This is a genomic window from Burkholderiales bacterium (assembly GCA_015075645.1).
Classification (GTDB): domain Bacteria; phylum Pseudomonadota; class Gammaproteobacteria; order Burkholderiales; family Casimicrobiaceae; genus VBCG01.
Window position 1 is genome coordinate 370,953 of sequence record JABTUF010000002.1, and the last position, 24,231, is coordinate 395,183.

Below are 24,231 nucleotides of genomic sequence, written 5' to 3' on the forward strand. Positions count from 1 at the left end.
GTCGATCCGGAAGCCCTCGCGAAGTCGACCGGCAAGCCGCACGCGGTCATGGACTTCGCGCCCTCTCCCGACGGCAGACGCGTCGCGTACGCGCTCCAGGTCGGCGGCGGCGAGATCGGCACGCTGCACGTGCTCGACCTCTCGAGCGGCAAGGAGGTCATCGAACCGGTCGACCGCATCCGCTACGCGAGCGTCGCGTGGCTGCCGGACAGCAGCGGCTTCTTCTACGCGCGACTGCGCGAGAACTTCGAGTCCTATCCGGTCGACGAGCGCTTCGACGACCACGCCACGCACTTCCGCCTCGTCGCCGACCCGGCTTCCGACCGCAAGGTCTTCAGTGCGTTGCGTGACGGCAAGCTCACGCTCCCCCGCTACGCGAACGGGTTCATCCAGCCGATCGCCGGCAGCAGCCTCGCCGCGAACCACGTGCTCCTCGGCGTCGAGCGCTTCCGCCTGCTCTACGTCGGCGCGCTCGACGCAGCGAAGCGCGGTACGGCCTCGTGGAAGCCGGTGCTGACCCTCGCCGACCAGGCCGCGGACGTCGCGATCGCGGGCGGCTACGTCTACGTCCGCACGCCGAAGCGCGCGTCGCGCTACGAGGTGCTGCGCATGCCGCTCTCGCGGCTCGACATCGCGAAGGCCGACGTGATCGTGCCCGCGAGCGAGAGCGTCATCATCCAGATCGGGGCGGCGAAGGACGCGCTCTACGTCGTGCGCCGCGACGGTGCGACGCAGTCGCTGTGGCGCGTCGAACACCGGCCCGGCGCGAAGCCGCAGCGCGTGGCGCTGCCCTTCGACGGCGCCATCACGCTCACCGGAGTCGCGCAGGACGTTCCGGGCGCCGTGTTCGAGCTCGGCGGCTGGACGCGGGCGACCAAGCCGTTCGCCTACGACCCGTCGGCCGGCAAGGTGACGCAACTGCCGTTCGTGACGCCCGGCGCGTACGACGCCCCCGACGACATCGTCGCGCGCGAGATCCGCTACCGCAGCCATGACGGCGTCGAGGTCCCGATGTCGATCGTCATGCGCAAGGACGCGAAACTCGACGGCGGCAACCCCACGATCCTCTACGGCTACGGCGCCTACGGCATCACCGAGGACCCGTTCCTCAACCCGCGCTGGTACGCGTGGGTGCAGCGAGGCGGCATCCTCGCGTTCGCCCACGTGCGTGGCGGCGGCGTGTACGGCGAGGAATGGCACATGGCCGGCCGCAAGGAGACCAAACCCAATACCTGGAAGGACGCGATCGCCGCGGCCGAGTACCTGATCGCGCGGGGTTACACGAGCAAGGCGAAGATCGGCATCTTCGGCGGCAGCGCCGGAGGCATCTTCGTCGGGCGCGCGATCACCGACCGCCCCGATCTCTTCGCGGCCGCCGTGCCGGCGGTCGGCGTGATGGACGGCCCGCGGTTCGAGTTCGCGTCCAACGGGGCCGCGAACATCCCCGAGTTCGGCACCGTCAAGGACGAGAAGGAGTTTCGCGCGCTGCTCGCCATGAGCACGCTGCACGCGATCCGTGACGGCACGCCCTACCCGGGCATCCTCCTCGCCCATGGCGTCAACGACATCCGCGTGCCGGTCTCCGAGTCGCTCAAGGCCGGCGCGCGCTTCCAGCAGGCGACGACCAGCGGCCGCCCGGTGCTGCTCCGGCTCGAGTACGAGAGCGGGCACGGCCAGGGCAGCACGCGCGCGCAGTCGCAGGAGCGCACCGCCGACATCTGGACCTTCATGCTCTGGCAGTTCGGCGTGCCGGAGTACCAGCCGGTCGCGCGGTAGATCGCACCCCGGCCCCGCCACGGTTCTGACCGCTTCGCATCCCGACGATCCGTTCGCGCCCGCGCGCGCGTGGCTCGCGTCGCGGGGACACACGCCGTTCGCGTTCCAGGAAGACGTGTGGTCCGCATTCCTGCGCGGAGAATCGGGGCTCGTCCACGCGCCGACCGGCATGGGCAAGACCTGGGCGGCGTGGCTCGGGCCGCTCGCCCTCGGCCCCGACGGCAGCGCCGACGCCGCGCCGCCGCTCTCCGTCGTCTGGCTCACCCCGCTGCGCGCGCTCGCCGCCGACACCGGCCTCGCGCTCGCTCGCGCCGCCGCGGCGCTCAAACCGCACTGGACCGTCGATGTGCGCACCGGCGACACGCCAGCATCGGTTCGCCAGCGCCAGGAGCGGCGCCTGCCCACCGCGCTCGTCACCACGCCCGAGAGCCTGACGCTCCTCCTGTCGCGCATCGACTGGTGCGAGCGCTTCGCGCACCTCGCGGCGATCGTCGTCGACGAGTGGCACGAACTCCTCGGCAGCAAGCGCGGCGTGCAGGTCGAACTCGCGATCGCGCGGCTCACGACCCGGCGCCCGGTCCCGGTGTGGGGACTGTCGGCGACGCTCGCGAACCTCGACGAGGCCGCCGCGGCGCTCGTCGGCCCCTCGCGCGCGCGCTCCGCGCGCATCGTGCGCGGGCTGGAGGCGAAGGAGGTCGTCATCGACACGCTCCGCCCGCCGACGATCGAGCGCTTTCCCTGGGCCGGCCACATCGGCTTGAAGCTCCTGCCCGAACTCGTGCGCGCGATCGAGGACGCGCGCTCGACGCTCGTGTTCACCAACGTCCGGTCGAGCGCGGAGATCTGGTACCAGGCGCTCCTCGAGGCGCGGCCCCACTGGGCCGGCACGATCGCGCTCCACCACGGCTCGCTCGAACGCGAGGTGCGCGACTGGGTCGAGGACGGGCTCCGCGCGGGGCGCCTGCGCGCGGTGGTCTGCACGTCGAGCCTCGACCTCGGCGTCGACTTCGCGCCGGTCGACCAGGTGCTGCAGGTCGGAAGTCCCAAGGGCGTCGCGCGCCTGTTGCAGCGCGCCGGCCGCAGCGGACACCGGCCGGGCGAGGTCTCGCGCGTCACCGTGCTCCCCACGAGCGCGCTCGAACTCGTCGAAGCGGCCGCGGCGCGCGAAGCCGCCGCCGAAGCGCGCGTCGAGCCGCGCGTGCCGCTCGACGCGCCGGTCGACGTCCTGGTGCAGCACCTCGTGACCTGCGCGCTCGGCGGCGGTTTCCGGCCCGACGCACTCCTCGCCGAAGTGCGGCGCACGCGCGCGTACCGCGACCTCGACGACGCGACCTGGCGCTGGGCGCTCGACTTCGTGACCCACGGCGGCGCGAGCCTCAACGCGTACCCCGAGTACCGGCGCGTCGTGATCGGCGAGGACGGGCTCGCGCGCGTGCCCGACGCGCAGGTCGCGCGCCGCCATCGCACGCAGATCGGGACCATCGTGTCCGAGGCGAGCATCACGGTGAGGATGGCGAACGGCCGGGCGCTCGGCCACGTCGAGGAGTCGTTCGTCGCGCGCCTGTCGCCCGGCGACTGTTTCGTGTTCGCCGGCCGCGTGCTCGAGTTCGTGCGCGTGCGCGAGTTGACCGCATGGGTGAAGCCCGCGCGGTCCCGCTCCGCGATCGTGCCACGCTGGGCCGGCAGCAGGATGGCGCTCTCGACGCTCCTCGCCGAGCGCACGCGCGCGCTGGTCGCCGGCGCGAAGCATGGCCGCTACGCGTCGCCGGAGATGGCGCTCGTGCGCCCGCTGCTCGAGCTGCAGCAGCGCTGGTCGGCCCTGCCCGATGAAAACGAGTGGCTGGTCGAGCGGCTCGCCGCGCGCGAGGGCCACTACCTTTTCTTCTACCCGTTCGTCGGCCGGCTCGCGCACCTCGGTCTCGCAACGCTCTTCGGCTACCGGCTGTCGCGCGAACACCCGCGCACGTTCTCGATGACGGTCAACGACTACGGCTTCGCGCTGCTCGCGCCGGAGCCGGTCGACTTCTCGCTCGGCACGCTCGGAGCGCTCCTCGCCGCGCCGGGTGTCGAGGACGACATTCTCGAAGGCGTGAACGCCGCCGGGATGGGCCGGCGCCAGTTCCGCGAGATCGCGCGCGTCGCCGGGCTCGTGTTCCAGGGCTACCCCGGGCAGGGCCAATCGGCGCGCCAGCTCCAGGCGTCGTCCGGCCTGCTCCACGACGTGTTCGCCGACTACGATCCGGAGAACCTGCTGCTCGCCCAGGCGCGGCGCGAGGTGCTCGACCGGGAGCTCGAAGCGCCGCGCCTCGCCGCCGCGCTCGACCGCATGCGCCGCGACCGCGTCCTCGTGACGACACCGCCGCGCCCGACGCCGTTCGCGTTCCCGCTGATGGTCGAGATGTTCCGCGAGGAACTCTCGACCGAGGCGCTCGAGGCGCGCGTCGCGCGGATGGTCGCGGACCTCGAGCGGGCCGCGGGTTGAGCGGCCCGGCGGCCTATCCGGCCGTCTCCGGAGGGCGTTGACACTTTGTCTGAATGTCTATACAAAGTGCGCACGATGCGTTCCGCCGCCCCCGCCGCCGCGCCGCCGGATCCGCGCCCGCGGACGCGCGACCTCGGGGGGTTCCACCCCGACCCGGCCATCGCGCTGCACCACCAGATCAAGGAGGACCTGTTCCTCCACCTGCGCTCCGGACGCTGGCCGCCCGGGTTCGAGCTGCCGACCGAGGAGGACCTCTGCCGCCACTACGCGGTGAGCCGCGGCACGCTCCGGCGCGCGATCGCCGATCTGGTGTCCGAGGGTTACATCGAACGCCAGCGCGGGCGCGGCTCGTTCGTCAGCCGGCCCAAGCTGGAGAGCGGCGTCGCCGGATCGTACAGCCGCTTTCGCGTGATCGGTCCTCCGCTCGACGCCGGCGGTCGGATCGTCGCCTGCGAACGCACGCGCGCGGCGAAGGACGTCGCCACGATGCTCGGCGTCGACACCGGGCGGTCGATCTGGCGGCTCGAACGCATCCGCTTCACCGAGGGGCGGCCGGTCAGCCTGCAGACGAGCTACCTGCCCTCCGCGCCGTGTCCCGATCTCGACCGGCAGGATCTCGCCCACCGGCACCTCGTCGACGTCCTGCAGGAGGTCTACGGCGTGCAACTCGTGCGCGCGGTCGAGTACGTCGATCCGGTCGTCGCCGACGCCTACGCCGCGCGCGCGCTTTCGGTGCGCGTGCGCACGCCGCTCTTCCAGATCGAGCGCATCACCTACGCGATGAACGACACGATCGTCGAGTACCGCCGCGCGGTGCTGCGCGGCGACGCCTACCGCTACCGGATCGAACTGCGATGAGCGCGGTGGCCGAAGTCCTGACGCTCGTCCGCGAGGGGCCCACCACCGGGGCCGTCGCGTTCCGGACGGAGAGTTCCCGGCGCATGACCGCGGGGTCCCTCGCCCGCTGGCGTTTCACCTTCGACGCCTGCGTCGCGCTTCCTCCGGGCGCGCGGATCGCGGTCGCCCACCGCTGGCCCTGCGACTGGGGCAACGCGCAGGGGCGCGATCCGCAGGGGGAGAACTACCTGACCGCGCGCACGAGCGACGGCTCGCCCACGCGCTGGTGGGCCGCGCGACTGCACCTGTGGCATCCGTTCGACCACGTGCTCTTCGTCGAAGTGCCTGACGGACTCGCACGCGGCGCTTCGGTGGAACTCCGTTTCGGCGACGGATGCGCCGGATCCCCGGGATTCCGCGTCCAGAGCTTCATCGAGGAAGGTTCGCCGTTCAGCCTGCGCTGGCGCGCGACGGAAGCCGACCGCTGGACCGAGTTCGCGCAGCACCGCATCGAGGTCGTCGGCGCGCAACCCGAGAAGCTCGTCGTCACCGTGCCCTCGCGCATCGCTCCCGATGCGCCGCTCGCGGTGCACGTGAGGGTCGAGGACCGCTGGGGCAACCCGGCCTCGATCCCGGGAACGCTCGCCGTCGAGTTGCGCGTCGCGGGATTCCGGCAGCGCCTCGACCTCCCGCCGGCCGCGTTCGCGCGCGCGGAACTCCCGTCGCCCGGTCCGGGCGTGCACCGAGTCGAGGCGAGCGCGCCGCAGATGCCCGCCCTCGCCGCGACCAGCAATCCGGTCGCGGTCGGCGGCGATGCGCCGCCGCTCCGCTGGGGCGACCTGCACGGCCAGAGCGTCATCGGCTGCGGCGCCCGCACGATCGACGCGTACTACGCTCACGCGCGGGACTTCGCCGCCGCGGACGTCGCCTCGCACCAGGCCAACTGCTTCCTCGTGTCGCGCGAGGAGTGGGCGCAGACGGCCGCCTCCACGCGCGGCCACCACGAGCCCGGTCGATTCGTGCCGCTCCTCGGCGTCGAGTGGTCGGCCATCTCGAGCCTGGGCGGCGACCACAACGTCTATTTCCCCGGCGACGACGCCGAACTTCGGCGCTGCAGCCACGAGTTCCTGCCCGACCGCGGCGATGCCGCCACCGACCTCCGCGACGTCGACGCGCTGCATCGCCACTACCGCGGCAGCGACACGATCCTCGCGCTGCACGTCGGCGGACGCACCGCCAATCTCGACTGGCACGACCCGGGACTCGACCGCCTGCTGGAGGTGCACTCGACGCACGCGACGTCCGAGTGGTTCCTCTTCGACGCGCTGCGGCGCGGCTACCGGATGGGCGTGGTCGCGGGCAGCGACGGCGTCGACGGCCGCCCGGCCGCCTCGCATCCCGGCCACATGGGGGTGCGCAACCTGCGCGGAGGCATGACCGCGATCCTCGCCCCCGAGCTCACGCGCGAGGCGATCTGGCGCGCATTGCGCGAGCGCCATTGCTACGCGACGACCGGCGAACGCCTGCTGCTCGATTTCCGCCGCGAAGGCGCGATCATGGGCGACGAGGTCGTTGCCCATGCCGGCCCCTCGGGCATCGACGGCTTCGAGGTCCGCGTCGAGGGCACTGCGCCGATCGAGCGCATCGACTTCTTCCGCGACGACGCGTGCATCGACAGCTTCGATGCGTGGGCGGAGGCCGGACCATCCTCGCCGCGACTGCGCGTCGCCTGGCGCGGCGCGAGCGCGCCGGGCAACTGGCAGCGCGCCCGCATGGACTGGGACGGTGGCTTGCGCATCGAAGGCAACCGGATCGGCGACGTCGCGGGCTACGCGTTCGACACGCCCGACGAGGGCGTGCGCGATTTCGACGCGCAAGGCGTGCGCTGGCGCTCGATCACGGCCGGCGACTTCGACGGCGTCGTGCTCGACCTCTCCGAGCCCGGTCGCGGCGAGCTCGTGTTCGCGACCGAGCCGATCACGCTGCGCGTGCGTCTCGACAGCGTCGGGAGCGCGGGCCGCCGCTTCGGCCTGACGAACCCGGATCGGTCGGTCGAACTGCGTTGGCTGCCCGAACGGGAAGCGCCGCGCTCGCTGCGCGTGCGCTTCGCCGACCCTGCGCCGCGCTCCGGCACGCACGCCTACTGGGTGCGCGTGCGCCAGTCGGACGGCTCGCTCGCGTGGTCGTCGCCGATCTTCGTGACGGTGCGGGACGCGTAGCGATGGGTTCGACCGTTCCGAAGCACTCGCCGCCGGCCGACAACAGTACGGCCGCCGCGGCGATACGCCCGCGCATCCGCATCGGGCGCGTCACCAAGCGATTCCCGGGCGATCCGGTCGAGGCCCCACCGGTCCTGGACGACGTCACGCTCGACATCCGCGAGAACGAATTCGTCGTGTTGCTCGGTCGCAGCGGCTGCGGCAAGACCACGTTGCTCAACATCGTGGCGGGCCTCGAGACGCCCAGCTCGGGCGAGGTGCGGGTCGACGACGAGGCGGTCACCCGCCCCGGCCGCGGCAAGGGCGTCGTGTTCCAGCAGGGCGCGCTGTTCCCCTGGCTCACCGCGGCGGGCAACGTGGCGTTCGCGGCGAAGAGCCGCGGCGTGCCCGCCGCCGAACGCGCGGCCGTCGCGCGTGAACTGCTCGCGCTGGTGGGACTCGCCGAAGCCGAGGCCAAGTACCCGTTCGAGCTCTCCGGCGGCATGCTGCAGCGGGTCGCGATCGCGCGCGCGCTCGCGCTCGACCCGCACATCCTGCTGATGGACGAGCCGTTCGGCGCGCTCGACGAATTGACGCGCATCGAGATGCAGAACGAACTCCTGCGCGTCTGGGCGGCGCGACGCAAGACCGTGCTGTTCGTCACCCACAGCATCTGGGAGGCGCTGGTGCTCGCCGACCGGGTCATCGTGCTCGCGCCCCGGCCGGGCCGCATCGTGCTCGAACGCGCGATCGCGCTGCCTCGCCCGCGCCAGCGCACCGACCCGGAGGTGCTGCGGCTCTACGAGTCCATCTGGGCGGCGCTGCAGTGAGTGCGATCCCCGCTCCCCGCCGATCGGCGCGCGCGGCGAACCGTGGGCGCGGTATCCGGAACTGGCGCGACTCGGTCTATCCGGCGCTCGCGATCGCATGCTTCCTCGCCGTGTGGCAGGCCGCGTCGCTGGCCGGCTGGCTGCGACCGGTCCAGTTCCCGCCGCCGTCGAAGCTGGCGGCGAGCTTCCTCGAACTCGTCGCCGACGGCTATCCGGAAGGCATCACGCTCGGTGCACACGTCGTGGTCACCGTGCAGCGGATCCTGCTGGGCTATGCGATCGCCCTCGCGCTGGCCGTGCCGCTCGGCCTCGTGGTCGGCCGTTCCCCGGCGCTCGATGCGCTGACCGACCCGGTCGCATCGTTCGCGCGCTCGATCGCCACACTCTCGCTCCTGCCGCTCGCGGTCGTCTGGTTCGGCACCGGCGAAGCGGCGAAGGTGTTCCTGATCGGCTACGGCTGCTTCTGGGTGATGTTCGGCAACGTCGTCGCGGCGGTGAAGAACGTCGACCCGGTGCTCGTGCGCGCCGCCCGGACGATGGACGTGTCGGGCGCCGCCCTGTTCCGCCGCGTCGTGCTGCCCGCTGCGCTGCCGCGCATCTTCGCCGGCGCGCGCGTCGCGCTCGGGGTCGGATTCATGGTCATCGTCGGCGCCGAGATGATCGGCACGATCCGCGGACTGGGCGCGCTGATCATGGAGGCACGCACGTTCTATCGCACCGACATCACGATGGTCGGGATGGCGGTGATCGGCGTCCTCGGCCTCGCGATCGCGTGGACACTCGAACGGCTGGAGGCGCTGCTCCTCCCCTGGCAGGGTCGCGCCGACCGGAGGGCCGCATGATCGCCCGCCGCCGCTCGCTGGGCCTCGCCGGAGCGATGCTCGTGCTCGTCGCCTGGGAACTCGCGGCGCGCTTCCTGTGGCGCGACGCCCAGGCGCTGCCGTCGCCGACGCAGGCGATCGCGGCGGCGGCGCAGCACCTCACGGCGCGGGAACTCGCGGAGCACGTCGGCGCCAGCCTGTGGCGCATCGCCGCCGGGTTCGCGCTCGGCGCTGCGGCCGGAACGCTCGTCGGTATCGCCACGGGCTGGTACCCGGGTCTCGCGCGGTTCATGCGCCCGTTCGTCGAGATCCTGCGGCCCATCCCGCCGCTCGCGTGGATTCCCATCGCGATCGTCTGGTTCGGCATCGGCGAGGCGTCGAAGGTCTTCGTGATCTTCCTGGGTGCGTTCTTCCCGGTGTTCACCAATGCGTGGCGCGGCATGCGCTCGATCCCGCCGGTCCTGCTGGCCGCGGCGCGCACGATGGACGTCGACGGGGCGGCGCTGCTGTTCAAGGTGGCGATCCCGGCAGCGCTTCCCGACGTGTCGACCGGCCTGCGCATCGGCTTCGGCCTGTCGTTCGGCATTCTCGTGGCCGCGGAACTCATCGCCGCCGACCGGGGCATGGGATTCCTGGTGATGAACTCGCGCATGCTCGGGCAACTCGGCGTCGCGATCTTCGCGATCCTGCTGATCGGGATCGTGACGCTCGTGACCGACGGCGCGCTGGCACTCGTGCTGCGCCGGCTGCTGGGGCCCCGCGCGGGCAGGTGAACCGGACGCGGCCAACGCGTCCACGTGCGCAACTCGTGCAACTCCAAGAGGAGGACGGCATCATGCAACGCAGGCGATTCCTGAGGAACGTGGTGACCGGCGCGGGTGCCGCGCTGGCGGGCGGTACGTTCGGCGGACGTGCGTTCGCGCAGGCGAGACCCGAGGTGACGAAGCTCGGACTCGCGTTCGGCCTCGATCCGGTGTTCGCTCCCCACATGGTCGCGATGCAGAAGGGGTGGTTCCGCGACGCCGGCTTCACCGAAGTCACGACCAAGACCTTCAGCGGCGGCGCGATCGCGGGCGAGGCGCTGGTCGCCGGCGACATCCAGCTCTGGACGCCGGGCAACCTCCCGCCGATCTCGATGACCCACAGCGGCGTGCCGATCGTCGTGCTGGGCACCAACGCCCTCGCCATGTCGGCCGATCGGCTCGTGGCGCGGAAGGACGCGAACGTGCGTGCGCCCGAGGACCTCTACCGGATCAAGATCGGCCTCCTGCAAGGATCGACGGCGAGCGCCAACCTGTTCTTCCTCGCGAAGCACTACGGACTCGACGAGAAGCGGCTGCAGGTGGTCAACATGCCGCCGCCCGAGCAGCTCGCCGGCCTCAATTCGAACGCGGTCCAGGCGATGTTCTGCTGGCAGCCCTGGGGCCACAACGCGCTCAAGACCGGCAACACCGAGCTCGTGCACACCGGCCTCGAGTCGTCGTTCGCGGCCAATCGGGGCCAGGCCGTGCAGATCTCGTACACGCGCTCGCTGTTCGTCGTAAGTCAGGAGTTCGTGCGGAAGAACCCGGTGGCGACCCGTCGCATGGTCGAGGTCCTGCTGCGCTCGCAGCGCTACGTCGCGGATCCGAAGAACCGCAACGAGGTCATCGCGCTGTTCGTCGAGCAATCGCGGCAGGACCGCGCGCTGGCCGAGGCGATCTGGGACCAGTACGTGTTCGACCCGACGTTCGACGACCGCTACGTGCGCGACATGGAGCGGCTCACCGAGTACCTCGTCGCGTCGGGCCGCCTCAAGGCGCCGCGTCATCCGCTCGACTACACCTACACCGACCCGTCGGCGGCGGTCGACCCGGCGCTGGTGAAGGTGGCGGGCCGCTTCAAGCCCTGACGCATGGGAGCACGGCGCATCGGCGTGGCGATGCTCGGCGCGGGATTCATCGCCGACTACCACCTCGCCGGCCTCGCCTCGACCGGCCGCGCCGACGTGCGGACGGTCGTGGCGCGCACGGCCGCGAGCGCACGGGCCACGGCGGAACGCTTCGCCGTGGCCGACGCCGGGACCGATGTCGGCGCAGCGCTCTCCCGCGACGACGTCGAGGCGGTGATCGTCGCCACGCCCGACGACACGCACGAGGCGGTCGCGATCGCCGCCGCGCGCGCGGGCAAGGCGATCCTGCTCCAGAAGCCGATGGCCGGCAGCGTCGCCGCGGCGTGCCGCATCGTCGACGAAGCCGCCGCCGCGGGCGTCGACCTGCAGGTGAGCTTCATGCACCGGTTCTTCGACGAGGTGGTCGAGGCGAAGCGCTGGATCGACGAAGGGGCCGTCGGGCGCGTGCTCTCCGCGCGCATCCGCAACGCGACGCCCGGCCCGGACTGGGGCGAGTGGTTCTTCCGCAGGGCGAGCGTTCCTCATGGCGTCGCCGACCAGCTCGGCGTGCACGGCATCGACCTCGTCGAACACCTGCTCGGCCGCATCCGCGCGGTCTCGGCGCGCGCGCGCACCGCGGTCCCGGTGCGGAGATTGCGCGACGGCCGTCAGGTGGAAGTCGAAACCTGCGACAACGTGAACGCCGTCTACGAGCTTGCCGACGGCACGCTCGTCGCGCACGAGATTTCGCAGACCGAGGCGGCCGGTTGCGACCGCTTCCGCATGGAGATCTACGGGGAGCGCGGCACGCTGTGGCTGCGGAGCGAGCTCGGGCCGTTCGCCGCATGCGTCCCCGATGGCCGGGGCCGCGCGTGGCACCTGCCCCCGCTCGCCGGAACGGCGTCGGGGCTGCGCCAGCACGAGTCCTGGCTCGCAGGCGTCGCCGGCGAGTTGCCGCGCCTGGCCACGGCCTCGGACGCGGTCCGGGGCATGCGCGTGGTCGAGGCGATGATGCGCTCGCACGAGCTCGGCGGAACCCGCAGTGCCGTGGCCGATGCGCCGACCTCGGCGGAGCAGGAACCATGACCGCGCGCCGCCCACGGGTCGGCGTCCTGTCGTTCGCCCACTATCACGCGAACTTCTGGAGCGAGGTCTTCGCGTCGCGCGGCGTGTTGTCCGGCATCTGGGACGACGACGCGGCACGCGGAAGCGAGGCCGCCGCGCGGTTCGGCACCCGGTTCGAAGCCTCGCTCGATGCGCTCCTCGAACGCTGCGACGCCGTCGCGGTATGCAGCGAAACCGCGCGTCACGCGGCTCTCGTCGATGCCGCGAGCGCGCGCGGTCGCGCGATCCTGTGCGAGAAGCCGCTGGGAACCGGCCTCGGGGACGCGGAAGCGATCGCTCGAATCGTGGCCTCCCGCCGGACCTGGTTCATGCAGAGCTTTCCCAAGCGCTTCGACCCGGCGACCGCGCGCCTGCGCGAGGCGGTAGCCGGTGGCGAGCTCGGCCGCATCACGCTCGCACGGATCCGCCATGGGCACTTCTACGGCCTCGCGCCGGACTTCGCGAAGGCCTGGTACGCACGACGCGCGCTCGCGGGCGGCGGCGCCCTGCTCGACGAGGGCGTGCACGCCGCGGACCTCCTCGCCCTGCTGTTCGGTTCGCCCTCGAGCGTGGTCGCACTGACGAGCCGCGCGGCACTCAGCCTCGAGGTAGAGGATCTCGGCCTCGCCGTGTTCCGCTGGCCCGACGGCATGCTGGGCGAGATCGCGTCGAGCTTCACCTACGCCGCCGCCGACGCATCGATCGAGCTCTACGGGACCCGCGGCACGATGCTCGTCTCCGCCGTCGACCTCGCCTCGCGCGACATCACCTCCGGTGCCTGCCTGCGCCGGTTCCTCAGCGATTCGCCCGAACGTCGCTGGGAGACCCTCGACATCGTTCCCCGATTCAAGCAGGGCGAATTCCATCACCAGAACGCGATCGCGTTCGTCGAAGCGCTCGAACGCGGACACCCGCCCCCCATCGGCATCGAGGCCGGGGTCGCAGCCGCACGCATGATCGATGCCGCCTACCGAGCCGCCGAGAGCGGCGTCCGAATCGACCTCTGAGCCCATGTCCCCCATCCGCACCGAACGTACCCGGGTCCCCTTCGAGGGCGCCGACATTTCCGTATTCACCGCCCGGCCCGACGGTGCACCGCCCCGCGCCACCGTGCTCATGCTCGGCGCGATCTGGAGCGTGACCGAGCACATCGAAGACCTGTGCCAGCGCCTCGCGCGCGAGGGTTTCGGAGCGATCGCACCTTGTCTGTTCCGCGGCGAGGGCATCCCTGCGCGCAACGCCGCGCCCGAGGCCCTCACGCAGGCGTTCATCGACTTCGACGACCGGCGCTGCCTCCGCGACCTCAGGCACGTCGCGCGCCTCGCGCGAGCGGGGCGCTTCGGCTCTACCGGGGCGCTCGTCTCCTGGGGCTTCTGCCTCGGCGGCCGTTTCGCGCACATGCTGCCCGCGGTCTGCGGCCACCTCGACGGCGCGATCGTCTTCTACGGCCGGATGCGCTTCGAGCGCCAGCCGATCAAGCCGTTCCTGCCGATCGAACTCGCGGGACTGATCGAGGTCCCCTATCTCGGCCACTTCGCCGAGTTCGACGACCTTATCCCGCTTCCCGACGTGGACGAGTTGCGCACGGCACTCACCGAACGCCGCCTGCGCCACGACGTGCACGTCTACCGCGGCGCGAAGCACAGCTTCTTCGACCCCACGCGCCCGGAGGTCCACGACCCCGCCGCCTCGGCGCTGGCGTGGTCGCGCTCGATCGAGTTCCTGCGCACGATCGGTGCCCCGTGACGCCCCCGGAACCGGTCGAGGTCCTGATGATCGGTTGCGGTGCGTTCGCGCACCGCTACCACGTGCCCGCGTTGCGCGCGGATCCGGCGGTGCGCGTCGCGGTGATCTTCGATCCCCGCCCGAGCGACGCGACGCGCGCGCTTGCAGCGTCGGCCGGCGTGCCGCTCGTCGCATCGCTCGAAGCGCTGCCGCCGATGCGGGGCCGCGGCTTCGCGCTGGTCACCACGCCGCACACGATGCACGCGGCGCACGTCGACGCGGCGCTCGACCGCGGATGGGACGTTCTGGTCGACAAGCCCTTCGTCATGCACGTGGCGGACGCGACACGGCTCGCACAGCGCGCGGACGCCGCCGGCGCCGTCAACGGCGTCGCGTACAACCGCCGCTTCGACGCGGGCTGCCTGCGCGCGCGCGAGATCATCGCTTCGGGCGCGCTCGGCCCGGTCCGCTTCGTGCAGACCGTGCAACTGGGCTACGAGCGCGCCGGCTGGTTCCTCGACCCCGCGCTCGGCGGCGGCGGCCCGTACACCGGCCGCGCGAGCCACATGGCGGACCTCGTGCCCTGGCTCCTCGGCCGCTGGCCCACGCGTCTGCGCAGCCGCGTGCGCACGAGCGAACCGTCCCGCAGCGACCACGGAGGGTTCATCGAACTCCAGTTCGACCGACTCGAATGCCAGATGACCTGCGTCGAGGAAGGCTGGCACATGTGGGACGAGGTCCGGGTCTTCGGCGAGGACGGGCTGATCGAACTGCGTCGTCCGCTGACCGCGCCGATCGGCTGGTCGCTCGCCTGGCACCATAGCCGCGAGGGAGCGGTCGAAACGCTCGCCGCCGACAGCGCCCCGGGCGGCGCCACGCGCGACTTCCTGTACGCTGTCCGCACGCGAGGCCGGCCTGCGTGCAGGTTCGCCGACGCGGTGCCGAGCGTTGAGATCGTCGAGCAGGCGTTCGAGTCCGCACGGAGGGATGGCCTCTGGATCGAACTCACCGCGCGGCCCGGGGCCTGCTAGCCTTTCCCGAACCGCTCCACCCCGAGGAGTCGTCGCATGACCCGCTGCATCGAAATCGCCTGCGTCGCTGCACCGTGACGGCGGAACCGCACCTCGACGGCCGCACCAAGGGCCTGCCCGCCGGCATCGACCCGCTCGACCCGCGCACGATCGGCTCGCGCGGCTTCAACGTGATGCGCGAGGACCTGCCGCTGCCGCTCGCGCTCCTCAAGGCGTCCTCGCTCGACCACAACGCCCGCTGGATGCGCGCCTTTCTCGCGTCGGCCGGCGTCGCGATCGCGCCGCACGGCAAGACCACGATGAGCCCGGAGCTCTTCGCCCGCCAGATGGCCGACGGCGCCTGGGGCATCACGGTCGCGACGGTGCAGCAGCTTCGCGTCTGCCGCGACGCCGGCATCGCACGGGTGCTGATGGCGAACCAGCTCGTCGGCCGCCAGGCGATCGCCTACGCGCTCGACGAACTCGCGCGCGACCCCGGCTTCGAGTTCTTCGCGATCGTCGACTCGGTGGCGCTGGTCGACCGCCTCGCCGCGGCGGCGAAGACGAGGCACGCCGGCCGCCCGCTCTCGCTCCTCGTCGAATGCGGTTTCGCCGGTGGACGCACCGGCTGCCGCACCGTCGACGACGCGATGGCGGTCGCGCGCCGCGTCGCCGCGGCGCGGCCCTGGCTCACGCTCGCAGGGATCGAAGGCTACGAGGGCGCGGCACCGGGCGCCACGCTCGCGGAGCGCGAGTCGCGCATCATCGAGCTGGTCGCGTTCATGACCGAGGTCGCGGGACGGTCGGTCGCCGAAGGACTCATCGACGCGGACCCGGTCCTGCTCTCCGCCGGAGGCTCGGCGTACTTCGACCTCGTGACCGCACTGCCCCGCGTCGCGGGCGGCCGGCGCGCGCAGGTGATCCTGCGCAGCGGTTGCTACCTCACCCACGATTCGGACCGTTACGCGCTGGCCGCGGCGCGGATGCGCGAACGCACGCCTTCGATCGTCGCGCTGGGCGAGGGCCTGCGCGACGCGATCGAGGTGTGGTCGTACGTGCAGTCGCGGCCGGAGCCGGCGCTCGCGATTCTCACGATGGGCAAGCGCGACGTTCCCTACGACATCCACCTGCCCTACCCGCGCTGGCGCTTCCGCCCCGGGGTCGACGCGAAGCCGGTGCCGCTGGCCGGAGGCTTCACCGTCACCGCGCTCAACGACCAGCACGCCTATCTCGCGCTACCCGCGGACGCCTCGCTCGAGGTCGGCGACATGGTCGGCTGCGCGATCTCGCACCCGTGCACCACCTTCGACAAGTGGCGCTTCATGCCGATCGTCGACGACGACTACCGCGTCGTCGACGCGATCACGACGCATTTCTAGTCCCGAAGGCCGTCGGAGTACACTTCGGCCGACGCCGCGGCCGCGGCCTCAGCCCCAGGGATCCGCGATGAAACTCGACCTCGACGGCCACCGCGCCCTCGTCACCGCCGGTGCGAGCGGACTCGGGCTCGCCACCGCGCGCGCCTTCGCCGCGGAGGGCGCGAGGGTCCTCGTCTGCGACATCGACGCCTCCGCGCTCGCCGCGCTCGCGAGCTCGGACCCGAAGCTCGCCGCGGTCGCCTGCGACGTCGCCGACCCGGCCGCGGTCGACCGCCTGTTCGGCGAGGTCCGCACGCGCCTGGGCGGACTCGACACGCTCGTCAACAACGCGGGGATCGCCGGTCCGACGGCGGCCTGCGAGGACGTCGCGCTCGCCGACTGGCAGCGCACGCTCGACGTCAACCTGACCGGCATGTTCCTGTGCGCGCAGCGCGCCATTCCGTTGCTCAAGGCGAGCACGAACGGCAGCATGGTCAACCTGTCGTCGGCCGCCGGGCGTTTCGGCTTTCCGCTGCGTTCGCCCTACGCGGCGACCAAGTGGGGCGTGATCGGCTTCACCAAGTCGCTCGCGATCGAACTGGGCGGCTTCGGCGTGCGCGTCAACGCGATCTGCCCGGGAGCGGTCGCGGGGGACCGTATCGACCGGGTGATCGCCGGCAAGGCGAAGGTGCGCAACCTGCCGTTCGAGACGGTGCGCGACGAGTTCGTCGCGAAGACCTCGCTCAAGCGCTTCGTCACCGCGGAGGACATCGCCAACGCGATCGTGTTCCTCGCCTCGAAGCTCGGCGCCAACATCGACGGACACGCGCTGCCGATCGACGGCGACGCGCAGTCGCTCGCGTAGCCGCCGCGCGCCATGCCCGGGAACCCGTTCGACCTGACCGGCCGCGTGGCGCTCGTGACCGGCGCCGCCCGGGGCCTCGGACACGCGATCGCCGCCGGGCTCGCGAACGCGGGCGCGACGGTCGTGCTCAACGGGCGCGATGCCGCGGCGCTCGACTCGGCCGCGCGCCAGATGTCTGCGGACGGCCGCAAGACCGACATCGCCGCCTTCGACGTGACCGACGCTGCCGCCGTCGCCGCCGGCATCGCGGCGATCGAGGCACGCCACGGCACGCTCGACATCCTGGTCAACAACGCCGGCATCCAGCGCCGCCATCCGATCGGCGCGTTCCCGAAGGCGGACTGGGACGCGATCATCGCGACCAACCTGACCGCCCCGTTCCTGTGCGCGCAGGCGGCCATTCCCGGCATGGCGAAGCGCCGGCGCGGCAGCATCGTCAACATCGCCTCGCTCACGAGCGAACTCGCGCGGCCCAACGTGGTGCCCTACACCGCGGCCAAGGGGGGCGTGCGTCAGTTGACGCGCGGACTCGCCGTGGAGTGCGCGCCGATGGGCATCCGGGTCAACGCCATCGCGCCGGGCTACTTCGCCACCGAGATGAACCGCGCGCTCCTCGACGATCCCGACTTCGTCGCCTGGGTCAACCTGCGCACGCCGATGAAGCGCTGGGGCCGGCCGGACGAACTCGCCGGCCTCGCGGTGTTCCTCGCCTCCGACGCAGCGTCCTACCTCACCGGCCAGACGATCTTCGTCGATGGCGGGATGAGCGTGAACATGTAGCGCCGCGCCCGACCCGACACCCGCTCCGCGCGCCCCTCGACGCCGATGACCTGGTCGATCCTCGCTCGCGACGCTTCCGGCGCCTTCGGCATCGCGATCGCGAGCCGCTTCTTCGCGGTCGGTGCGCTGTGCCCGCACGCACGAAGCGGCGTCGGCGCCCTGTCGACGCAGGCGCTGATGAACCCGCTCTACGGCAACGCGGGACTCGCGCTGCTCGCGTCGGGCATGCCCGCGCCACAGGCCGTGCGCGCGCTCGTGGCCGGCGACGGCGGCCGCGACCACCGGCAGCTCCACATGATCGATGCGCATGGACAGGTCGGCGCGCACACCGGCGCGGCCTGCATCGGCTGGTGCGGGCACCTCGCAGGCGCGGGCTGGTCGATCGCGGGCAACATGCTCGCGGGCGCCGAGGTCCTCGCGGCGACGGCGTTCGCCTATGAGCGCCTCGCGCTGCTGCCGTTCGCCGAACGCCTGATCGGCGCGCTCGAGGCCGGCGAAGCCGCCGGCGGCGACAAGCGCGGCAAGCAGGCGGCCGCGCTCCTCATCGTGACTACCGAGGACTATCCGTCGCTCACGCTGCGCGTCGACGACCACGAGGATCCGCTCGTCGAGCTGCGGCGGCTCCACGAGAGGAGCCTCGAGCGATTCGTCCCGTTCACCGCCTGCCTGCCGACGAAGGCGCGTCCCGAGGGCATCATCGACCGTGCGGCCATCGAAGCCGAAGTCGAGCGCTTCGCCGCCGCACGTGCGGCCCGCACGTTGCGATGAATCCACCCGATGTCCGCGCGGGCGCGAGGCCGCTCCTCGAGATCCGGGGGCTCGTCACCCGCTTCGCCACCGACGACGGCGAGTTCGCCGCCGTCGACGGCGTGAGCCTCACGGTCGAGGCGGGACGCACGCTCGGCATCGTGGGCGAGTCGGGCTGCGGCAAAAGCGTCACGGCGATGTCGATCATGGGCCTCGTGCCGCAGCCGCCGGGGCGCATCGCCTCGGGCGAGATCCGGCTCGACGGCGTCGACCTCCTGAAGCTCGCGCCCTCCGAACTCCGCGAGCTTCGCGGCAACCGGATCGCGATGATCTTCCAGGAGCCGATGACCTCGCTCAACCCGGCCTACCCGGTCGGCGACCAGATCGCCGAGGGCATCCTGCGCCACCGCCGCGTGTCGAAGGCCGAGGCGCGCGCTCTCGCGATCGACATGCTCCGGCGCGTGCACATCCCGTCGCCCGAGTCCCGCTACCACGACTACCCGCACCGGCTCTCCGGCGGCATGCGCCAGCGCGTGATGATCGCGATGGCGCTCGCCTGCGAGCCCGGCGTCCTCATCGCCGACGAGCCGACCACCGCGCTCGACGTCACGATCCAGGCGCAGATCCTCGACCTGATGCGCGAACTGCGCGAGGACACGGGCACCGCGATCATCCTCATCACCCACGACCTCGGCGTCATCGCCGAAGTCGCCGACGATGTCGCGGTGATGTATTCGGGCGTAGTCGTCGAACGCGCAGGCGTCGCGTCGCTGTTCGCCGAGCCGCAGCATCCGTACACCATCGGCCTGCTCGGCTCGATCCCCCAACTCCATCTCGAGCAGGACCGGCTCGCGGCGATCGAGGGACAGGTGCCCACGCCCTCCCGTCCGGTGAGCGGCTGCCGGTTCCATCCGCGCTGCCCGTTCGTCATCGACAAGTGCAGGCGCGAACAGCCGCCGCTCGTGCGCATGCGGGACGGCCACGAGGCCGCGTGCTGGCGCGCGCCGCTCGGGATTCCCGACGTGAGGGCCGCGTGAGCGCGATGAACAGCGTCGGCCTGAAGGCCGACCCACGAGAACCCGCGCTTTGGGTCGCGCTTCAGCCCGACGCCGCTGCCGTGCCTTCGTGGGTCGGGCTTCAGCCCGACGCCGCTGCCTTGCCTTCGTGGGTCGGCCTTCAGCCCGACGCCCTTCGAGTCCCTCCCCGTTGTCGATGACCCCGCTGTTGCGCGTCGAGAACCTGGTCAAGCACTTCCCGATCCGGAAGGGCTTCTTCTCGCGCGCGTCCGGCGCGGTGCGCGCGGTCGACGGCGTGAGCTTCGAGGTCGCGGTCGGCGAGACGCTGGCGCTCGTCGGCGAGTCGGGTTGCGGGAAGTCGACCACCGGTCGCCTCGTCCTGCGGCTCCTCGAGCCGACGTCGGGCAAGGTGCGCTTCGACGGCGAGGACATCGTCGCGCTGCCCGAAGCCGCGATGCGCCGGAATCGCCGCGCGATGCAGATCATCTTCCAGGATCCGTTCGCCTCCCTGAACCCGCGGATGACCGTCGCGCAGACGATCGAGGAGCCGCTCGCCCTCCACGGCCTCGCGGAGGGCCGCCGCGCCGAGCGCGTCGGCGAAATCCTGCGGCTCGTGGGGCTCGCGCCCGAGCACGCGCGCCGCTACCCGCACGAGTTCTCCGGCGGCCAGCGCCAGCGCATCGGCATCGCGCGCGCGCTCGCGGTCGAGCCGCGCCTCGTCGTCTGCGACGAGCCGGTGTCCGCGCTCGACGTGTCGATCCAGGCGCAGGTGGTGAACCTGCTCACCGACCTGCAGAAGCGCTTCGGCCTCTCCTACATCTTCATCGCGCACGACCTCGCGGTGGTGAAGTTCATCGCGACGCGCATCGCGGTCATGTATCTCGGACGCATCGTCGAGTACGCGGACAAGCGCGCGCTCTTCGACGGGCCGCGCCACCCGTACACGCAGGCGCTGCTCTCGTCGATCCCGATCCCGCAGCCGTCCGCGAAGCGCCGGCGCATCCTGCTCGAAGGGGACGTGCCGACGCCGGCCGATCCTCCGTCCGGCTGCCGCTTTCGCACCCGATGCCCGCACGCGAGGCCCCGGTGCGCGGACGAGACGCCCCCGCTCGAGGCCACGGCGGACGGACACGCGGTCGCCTGCCACTTCTGGCGCGAGGTGGCCCCGGCCGAGTCGATCCTCCCGGGGAGCGCCGCGGTGCCGCGCAATCCGCGGCTCGAAGCCCTGCAGGCCGCCTTCCGCCGCGCGACGCCCTCCCCGACCGAGGCATGAGCATCCCGACAGCCTCGTGCGCACGGCAGGCGCGGTGCTATGCTCGCCGCTCTCCGGCCGGTCGAGCCCGCGCCCACGCCGCGCGTTCCCGGCCGTTCGCCGTCCCGCCGCCCGCCCAGGAGCCCCTCATGTCCTTCGTCCCGTGGATCCGCCGCCTGCCGATCGCCTTCGCCCTCGCGGCCGCGCTCGCCGCCTCGCCGTCGTTCGCGCAGACGCTGCGCTTCGGCCTCGCCGAGGACCCGGACGTCCTCGATCCGACGCTCGCGCGCACCTTCGTCGGCCGCATCGTGTTCGCGGCGCTGTGCGACAAGCTGTTCGACATCGACGAGAAGCTCACGATCGTGCCGCAGCTCGCGGAGAGCTGGCAATGGTCGGGCGACGGCAAGGCGCTGACGATCAAGGTGCGGCCGGGCGTCACGTTCCACGACGGCGAGAAGCTCGACGCCGCCGCGGTCAAGTTCAACATCGAGCGGCACAAGACGATGCAGGGAAGCAACCGCCGCGGCGAACTCTCGCTCGTGGCGAGCGTCGACGTCGTCGATCCGATGACCGCGCGGCTCAACCTCTCGCAGCCGTTCTCGCCGCTGCTCGCGCAGCTCGCGGACCGCGCCGGCATGATGGTGTCGCCGAAGGCCGCGCAGGCGGCCGGCGACAAGTTCGGCGCGCATCCGGTGTGCTCGGGGCCGTTCAAGTTCGTCGAGCGCGTCGCGCAGGACCGCATCGTGCTCGAGCGCTACGCGGGCTACTGGAACAAGGGCGCGATCCACTTCGACCGCGTCGTCTACCTGCCGATCGTCGACTCGACCGTGCGCCTCGCCAACCTCAAGTCCGGCCAGCTCGACTTCATCGAGCGTCTCGCCGCGTCGGACGCCGCGGCGGTGTCGGCGGACAGCCGGCTCAAGCTCTCGAAGATCACCGAGATCGGCTACCAGGGCATCACGCTCAACGTCGGCAAGAGCGACCTCGCGAAGACCACGGCGATCGGCCGCGATCCGCGCGTGCGCGAGGCCTTCGAGCTCGCGCTCGACCGCGAGGGCATCGTCCAGGTCGTGATGGAGGGCCAGGCCACCGTCGGCAACCAGTGGGTCGCGCCCGACAACCCGTTCTACGCGAAGAACGTGCCGGTGCCCAAGCGCGACGTGGCGAAGGCGAAGGCGCTCCTCGCCGCGGCGGGCATCCCGAATCCGAAGGTCGAGCTGATGACCGCGACCACCAGCGACGCGCAGAAGATCGCGCAGGTCGTGCAGGCGATGGTCAAGGAGGCGGGGTTCGACGTCTCGATCCGCTCGACCGAGTTCGCGACCTCGCTCAACCTCGCCGACAAGGGCCAGTTCGACGCGTACATCCTCGCGTGGAGCGGGCGCGCCGACCCGGACGGCAACATCTATTCGTTCGACGCCTGCAAGCAGCCGCTCAACTACGCCGGCTACTGCAAGAGCGAGGTCGATGCGCTGCTGAACCAGTCGCGCACGACCTCGGACGTCGCCTCGCGCCGCAAGACCTACGGGGAGATCGCGTCGATCGTGCTGGTCGACCGCCCGATCGTCTACCTCTACCACCGCCACTGGCTGTGGGCCTACACGAACAGGCTCTCGGGGCTGCGCACGGTGCCCGACGGACTGGTGCGCCTGCAGGGGCTGAAGTTCAACTGAACGCACGCGCGCCGGCCCGGGCCCGCACGCCCGGAGCGGCGCGTCCGCCATGCAGGCCTACCTGCTGAGACGCGTCGGGACGATCCTCCCGACGCTCCTCTTCGTCACCGTCCTGATCTTCGGGTTGCAGCAACTCCTGCCCGGCGACCCCGCGGTGGTGCTCGCCGGCGAGGAGCGCGACCCGAGCGTCGTCGCCTACCTGCGCGCGAAGATGCACCTCGACGAGCCGCTGCCGGTGCGCTACGCCTACTGGCTCGGCGGCGTGGCGACCGGCGACCTCGGCGAGTCGCTGCGCATGCAGAAGCCGGTCACCGCGCTGATCGCCGAGAAGCTGCCGGTCACCCTCGAGCTCGCGTTCCTCGCGATCGTCATCGCGCTCTCGATCGGCATTCCCGCGGGCATCGTGTCGGCGATCTGCAAGAACCGCTGGCCCGACTACGTCGCGAACGCAGTGGCGCTGTGGGGGCTCTCGACGCCGAACTTCTGGCTCGGGATCATGATGATCCTGTTCTTCTCGGTCCAGCTCGGCTGGCTCCCCGCCTCGGGCTACGTGAGCCCGTTCGAGGACCTCTCCGCGAACCTCGCGGCGATGATCATGCCGGCCTTCGTGCTCGGCAACGCGATCGCCGCCGTGCTGATGCGCCACACGCGCAGCGCGATGCTGCAGGTCATGTCGTCGGACTACGTGCGCACGGCGCGCGCGAAGGGCCTCGACGAGCGCGTCGTCGTCATCAAGCACGCGCTGCGCAACGCGCTGACGCCGGTCGTGACGCTCGGCGCGCTGGAGCTGGGGACGCTCCTCTCCGGCGCGGTGCTGACCGAGCAGGTGTTCACGATCCCCGGCTTCGGCAAGCTGATCGTCGACGCGGTGTTCAACCGCGACTACGCGGTCGTGCAGGGCGTGGTGCTGTTCACGGCGACCGCGTACATCGCGCTCAACCTGCTCGCCGACATCGCGTACTTCCTCGTCAACCCGCGGCTTCGGGGCTGACCGTGGCGACGCTCGCGATCGACGCGCTGCCGCGCGAGGCGAGCCCCGGCCGCCGGGCGCTGCGCCGCCTCGGGAAGCGCCCCGCCGCGATGGTCGGCCTGGCGTTCGTCGTGTTCTTCGTCCTGCTCGCGGCCTTCGCGCCGTGGATCGCCCCGCACGACCCGCTCGCGACCTCCTGGTCGCTGGTGCGGAAAGCCCCCTCGTGGGCGCACTGGTTCGGCACCGACGAGATCGGCCGGGACGTCCTGTCGCGCGTCGTGTGGGGCGCGCGCGCCTCGCTCGCCGCAGGCGTCGTTTCGGTCGCGATCTCGATTTCGCTCGGCGTGCCGATCGGCCTCGTCGCCGGCTACGCGGGCCGCTGGCCCGACGCGCTCATCTCGCGCATGACCGACGCGATGCTCGCGACGCCGTTCCTGATCCTCGCGATCGCGCTCGCCGCGTTCCTGGGCCCGAGCCTCACCAACGCGATGATCGCGATCGGCATCTCGGCCACGCCGATCTTCATCCGCCTCACGCGCGCGCAGGTGCTGTCGGTGAAGGTCGAGGACTACATCGAGGCGGCGCGCGCGCTCGGGAATCCGCCGCTGCGGATCGCGGTGCGGCACATCCTGCCCAACGTCGTGCCGCCGCTGATCGTGCAGGGGACGCTGACGATCGCCGCCGCCGTCATCGCCGAGGCGAGCCTGTCGTTCCTGGGCCTCGGCCAGCAGCCGCCCGCCCCCTCCTGGGGCAGCATGCTCAATACCGCCAAGAACTACGTCGAGCAGGCGCCGTGGATGGCCGTGTGGCCCGGCCTGTCGATCTTCCTCCTGGTGCTCTCGTTCAACCTGCTGGGCGACGGCCTGCGCGACGCGCTCGATCCGCGGCACGCCTGACGCGGCGCCGCGCCGGCGGCG

At 71.8% G+C, this 24,231-nt stretch carries 20 protein-coding genes; all 20 read left to right on the forward strand.

Translation table 11 applies throughout. The features are described from left to right. The first annotated feature begins 1,552 nt into the window (after positions 1–1,552). The 20 genes from HS109_05155 (at position 1,553) to HS109_05250 (ending at position 24,210) form a co-directional block, all read left to right on the forward strand. Entirely contained in the window at positions 1,553–4,258 is a 2,706-nt protein-coding gene (locus HS109_05155; protein MBE7521756.1) for a ligase-associated DNA damage response DEXH box helicase, read from the forward strand. Between the two features lie 75 nt (positions 4,259–4,333). Next, positions 4,334–5,116 (forward strand): GntR family transcriptional regulator, encoded by a 783-nt coding sequence (locus HS109_05160; GenBank protein MBE7521757.1) that lies wholly within the window; start codon positions 4,334–4,336, stop codon positions 5,114–5,116. After that, positions 5,113–7,314 (forward strand): DUF3604 domain-containing protein, encoded by a 2,202-nt coding sequence (locus HS109_05165; protein ID MBE7521758.1) that lies wholly within the window; start codon positions 5,113–5,115, stop codon positions 7,312–7,314. The genes HS109_05160 and HS109_05165 overlap by 4 nt, the downstream gene beginning before the upstream one ends. Positions 7,315–7,316: 2 nt before the next feature. Continuing rightward, positions 7,317–8,123: an ABC transporter ATP-binding protein gene (locus HS109_05170; protein ID MBE7521759.1), complete on the forward strand. Its 807-nt coding sequence runs from the start codon at positions 7,317–7,319 to the stop codon at positions 8,121–8,123. After that, on the forward strand, positions 8,120–8,965 hold the full coding sequence (locus tag HS109_05175) for an ABC transporter permease (GenBank protein MBE7521760.1): 846 nt from the start codon (positions 8,120–8,122) through the stop codon (positions 8,963–8,965). Before HS109_05170 ends, HS109_05175 begins: the two co-directional genes overlap by 4 nt. Beyond that, the gene (locus tag HS109_05180) at positions 8,962–9,717 is read left to right on the forward strand and encodes an ABC transporter permease (protein MBE7521761.1); all 756 of its coding nucleotides are present in this window, start codon (positions 8,962–8,964) and stop codon (positions 9,715–9,717) included. Before HS109_05175 ends, HS109_05180 begins: the two co-directional genes overlap by 4 nt. 62 nt (positions 9,718–9,779) lie before the next feature. Further along, positions 9,780–10,835 (forward strand): ABC transporter substrate-binding protein, encoded by a 1,056-nt coding sequence (locus HS109_05185; GenBank protein MBE7521762.1) that lies wholly within the window; start codon positions 9,780–9,782, stop codon positions 10,833–10,835. A gap of 3 nt (positions 10,836–10,838) precedes the next feature. Then, positions 10,839–11,900: a Gfo/Idh/MocA family oxidoreductase gene (locus HS109_05190; GenBank protein ID MBE7521763.1), complete on the forward strand. Its 1,062-nt coding sequence runs from the start codon at positions 10,839–10,841 to the stop codon at positions 11,898–11,900. Next, positions 11,897–12,925 (forward strand): Gfo/Idh/MocA family oxidoreductase, encoded by a 1,029-nt coding sequence (locus HS109_05195; protein MBE7521764.1) that lies wholly within the window; start codon positions 11,897–11,899, stop codon positions 12,923–12,925. Before HS109_05190 ends, HS109_05195 begins: the two co-directional genes overlap by 4 nt. 4 nt (positions 12,926–12,929) lie before the next feature. Further along, complete coding sequence (locus HS109_05200) at positions 12,930–13,664, forward strand: dienelactone hydrolase family protein (protein ID MBE7521765.1); 735 nt, start codon at positions 12,930–12,932, stop codon at positions 13,662–13,664. Next, complete coding sequence (locus tag HS109_05205) at positions 13,661–14,674, forward strand: Gfo/Idh/MocA family oxidoreductase (GenBank protein ID MBE7521766.1); 1,014 nt, start codon at positions 13,661–13,663, stop codon at positions 14,672–14,674. The genes HS109_05200 and HS109_05205 overlap by 4 nt, the downstream gene beginning before the upstream one ends. Positions 14,675–14,847: 173 nt before the next feature. Further along, a complete protein-coding gene (locus HS109_05210) occupies positions 14,848–16,032 on the forward strand; it encodes an alanine racemase (protein ID MBE7521767.1) in 1,185 nt (394 codons plus the stop codon). A gap of 67 nt (positions 16,033–16,099) precedes the next feature. Further along, positions 16,100–16,876 (forward strand): SDR family oxidoreductase, encoded by a 777-nt coding sequence (locus HS109_05215; GenBank protein MBE7521768.1) that lies wholly within the window; start codon positions 16,100–16,102, stop codon positions 16,874–16,876. Positions 16,877–16,888: 12 nt separating this feature from the next. Next, the gene (locus HS109_05220; GenBank protein ID MBE7521769.1) at positions 16,889–17,656 is read left to right on the forward strand and encodes an SDR family oxidoreductase; all 768 of its coding nucleotides are present in this window, start codon (positions 16,889–16,891) and stop codon (positions 17,654–17,656) included. A 45-nt stretch (positions 17,657–17,701) separates the two neighbouring features. Beyond that, positions 17,702–18,424: a DUF1028 domain-containing protein gene (locus tag HS109_05225; GenBank protein MBE7521770.1), complete on the forward strand. Its 723-nt coding sequence runs from the start codon at positions 17,702–17,704 to the stop codon at positions 18,422–18,424. Then, positions 18,421–19,440: an ABC transporter ATP-binding protein gene (locus HS109_05230; protein ID MBE7521771.1), complete on the forward strand. Its 1,020-nt coding sequence runs from the start codon at positions 18,421–18,423 to the stop codon at positions 19,438–19,440. The genes HS109_05225 and HS109_05230 overlap by 4 nt, the downstream gene beginning before the upstream one ends. A 175-nt stretch (positions 19,441–19,615) precedes the next feature. After that, positions 19,616–20,692, forward strand: a complete 1,077-nt coding sequence (locus tag HS109_05235) for a dipeptide ABC transporter ATP-binding protein (GenBank protein ID MBE7521772.1) — start codon at positions 19,616–19,618, stop codon at positions 20,690–20,692. 128 nt (positions 20,693–20,820) lie between these two features. Beyond that, entirely contained in the window at positions 20,821–22,344 is a 1,524-nt protein-coding gene (locus tag HS109_05240) for an ABC transporter substrate-binding protein (protein MBE7521773.1), read from the forward strand. Positions 22,345–22,393: 49 nt separating this feature from the next. Further along, on the forward strand, positions 22,394–23,335 hold the full coding sequence (locus tag HS109_05245; GenBank protein ID MBE7521774.1) for an ABC transporter permease: 942 nt from the start codon (positions 22,394–22,396) through the stop codon (positions 23,333–23,335). Between the two features lie 2 nt (positions 23,336–23,337). Continuing rightward, a complete protein-coding gene (locus HS109_05250) occupies positions 23,338–24,210 on the forward strand; it encodes an ABC transporter permease (GenBank protein MBE7521775.1) in 873 nt (290 codons plus the stop codon). Positions 24,211–24,231 lie beyond the last annotated feature (21 nt).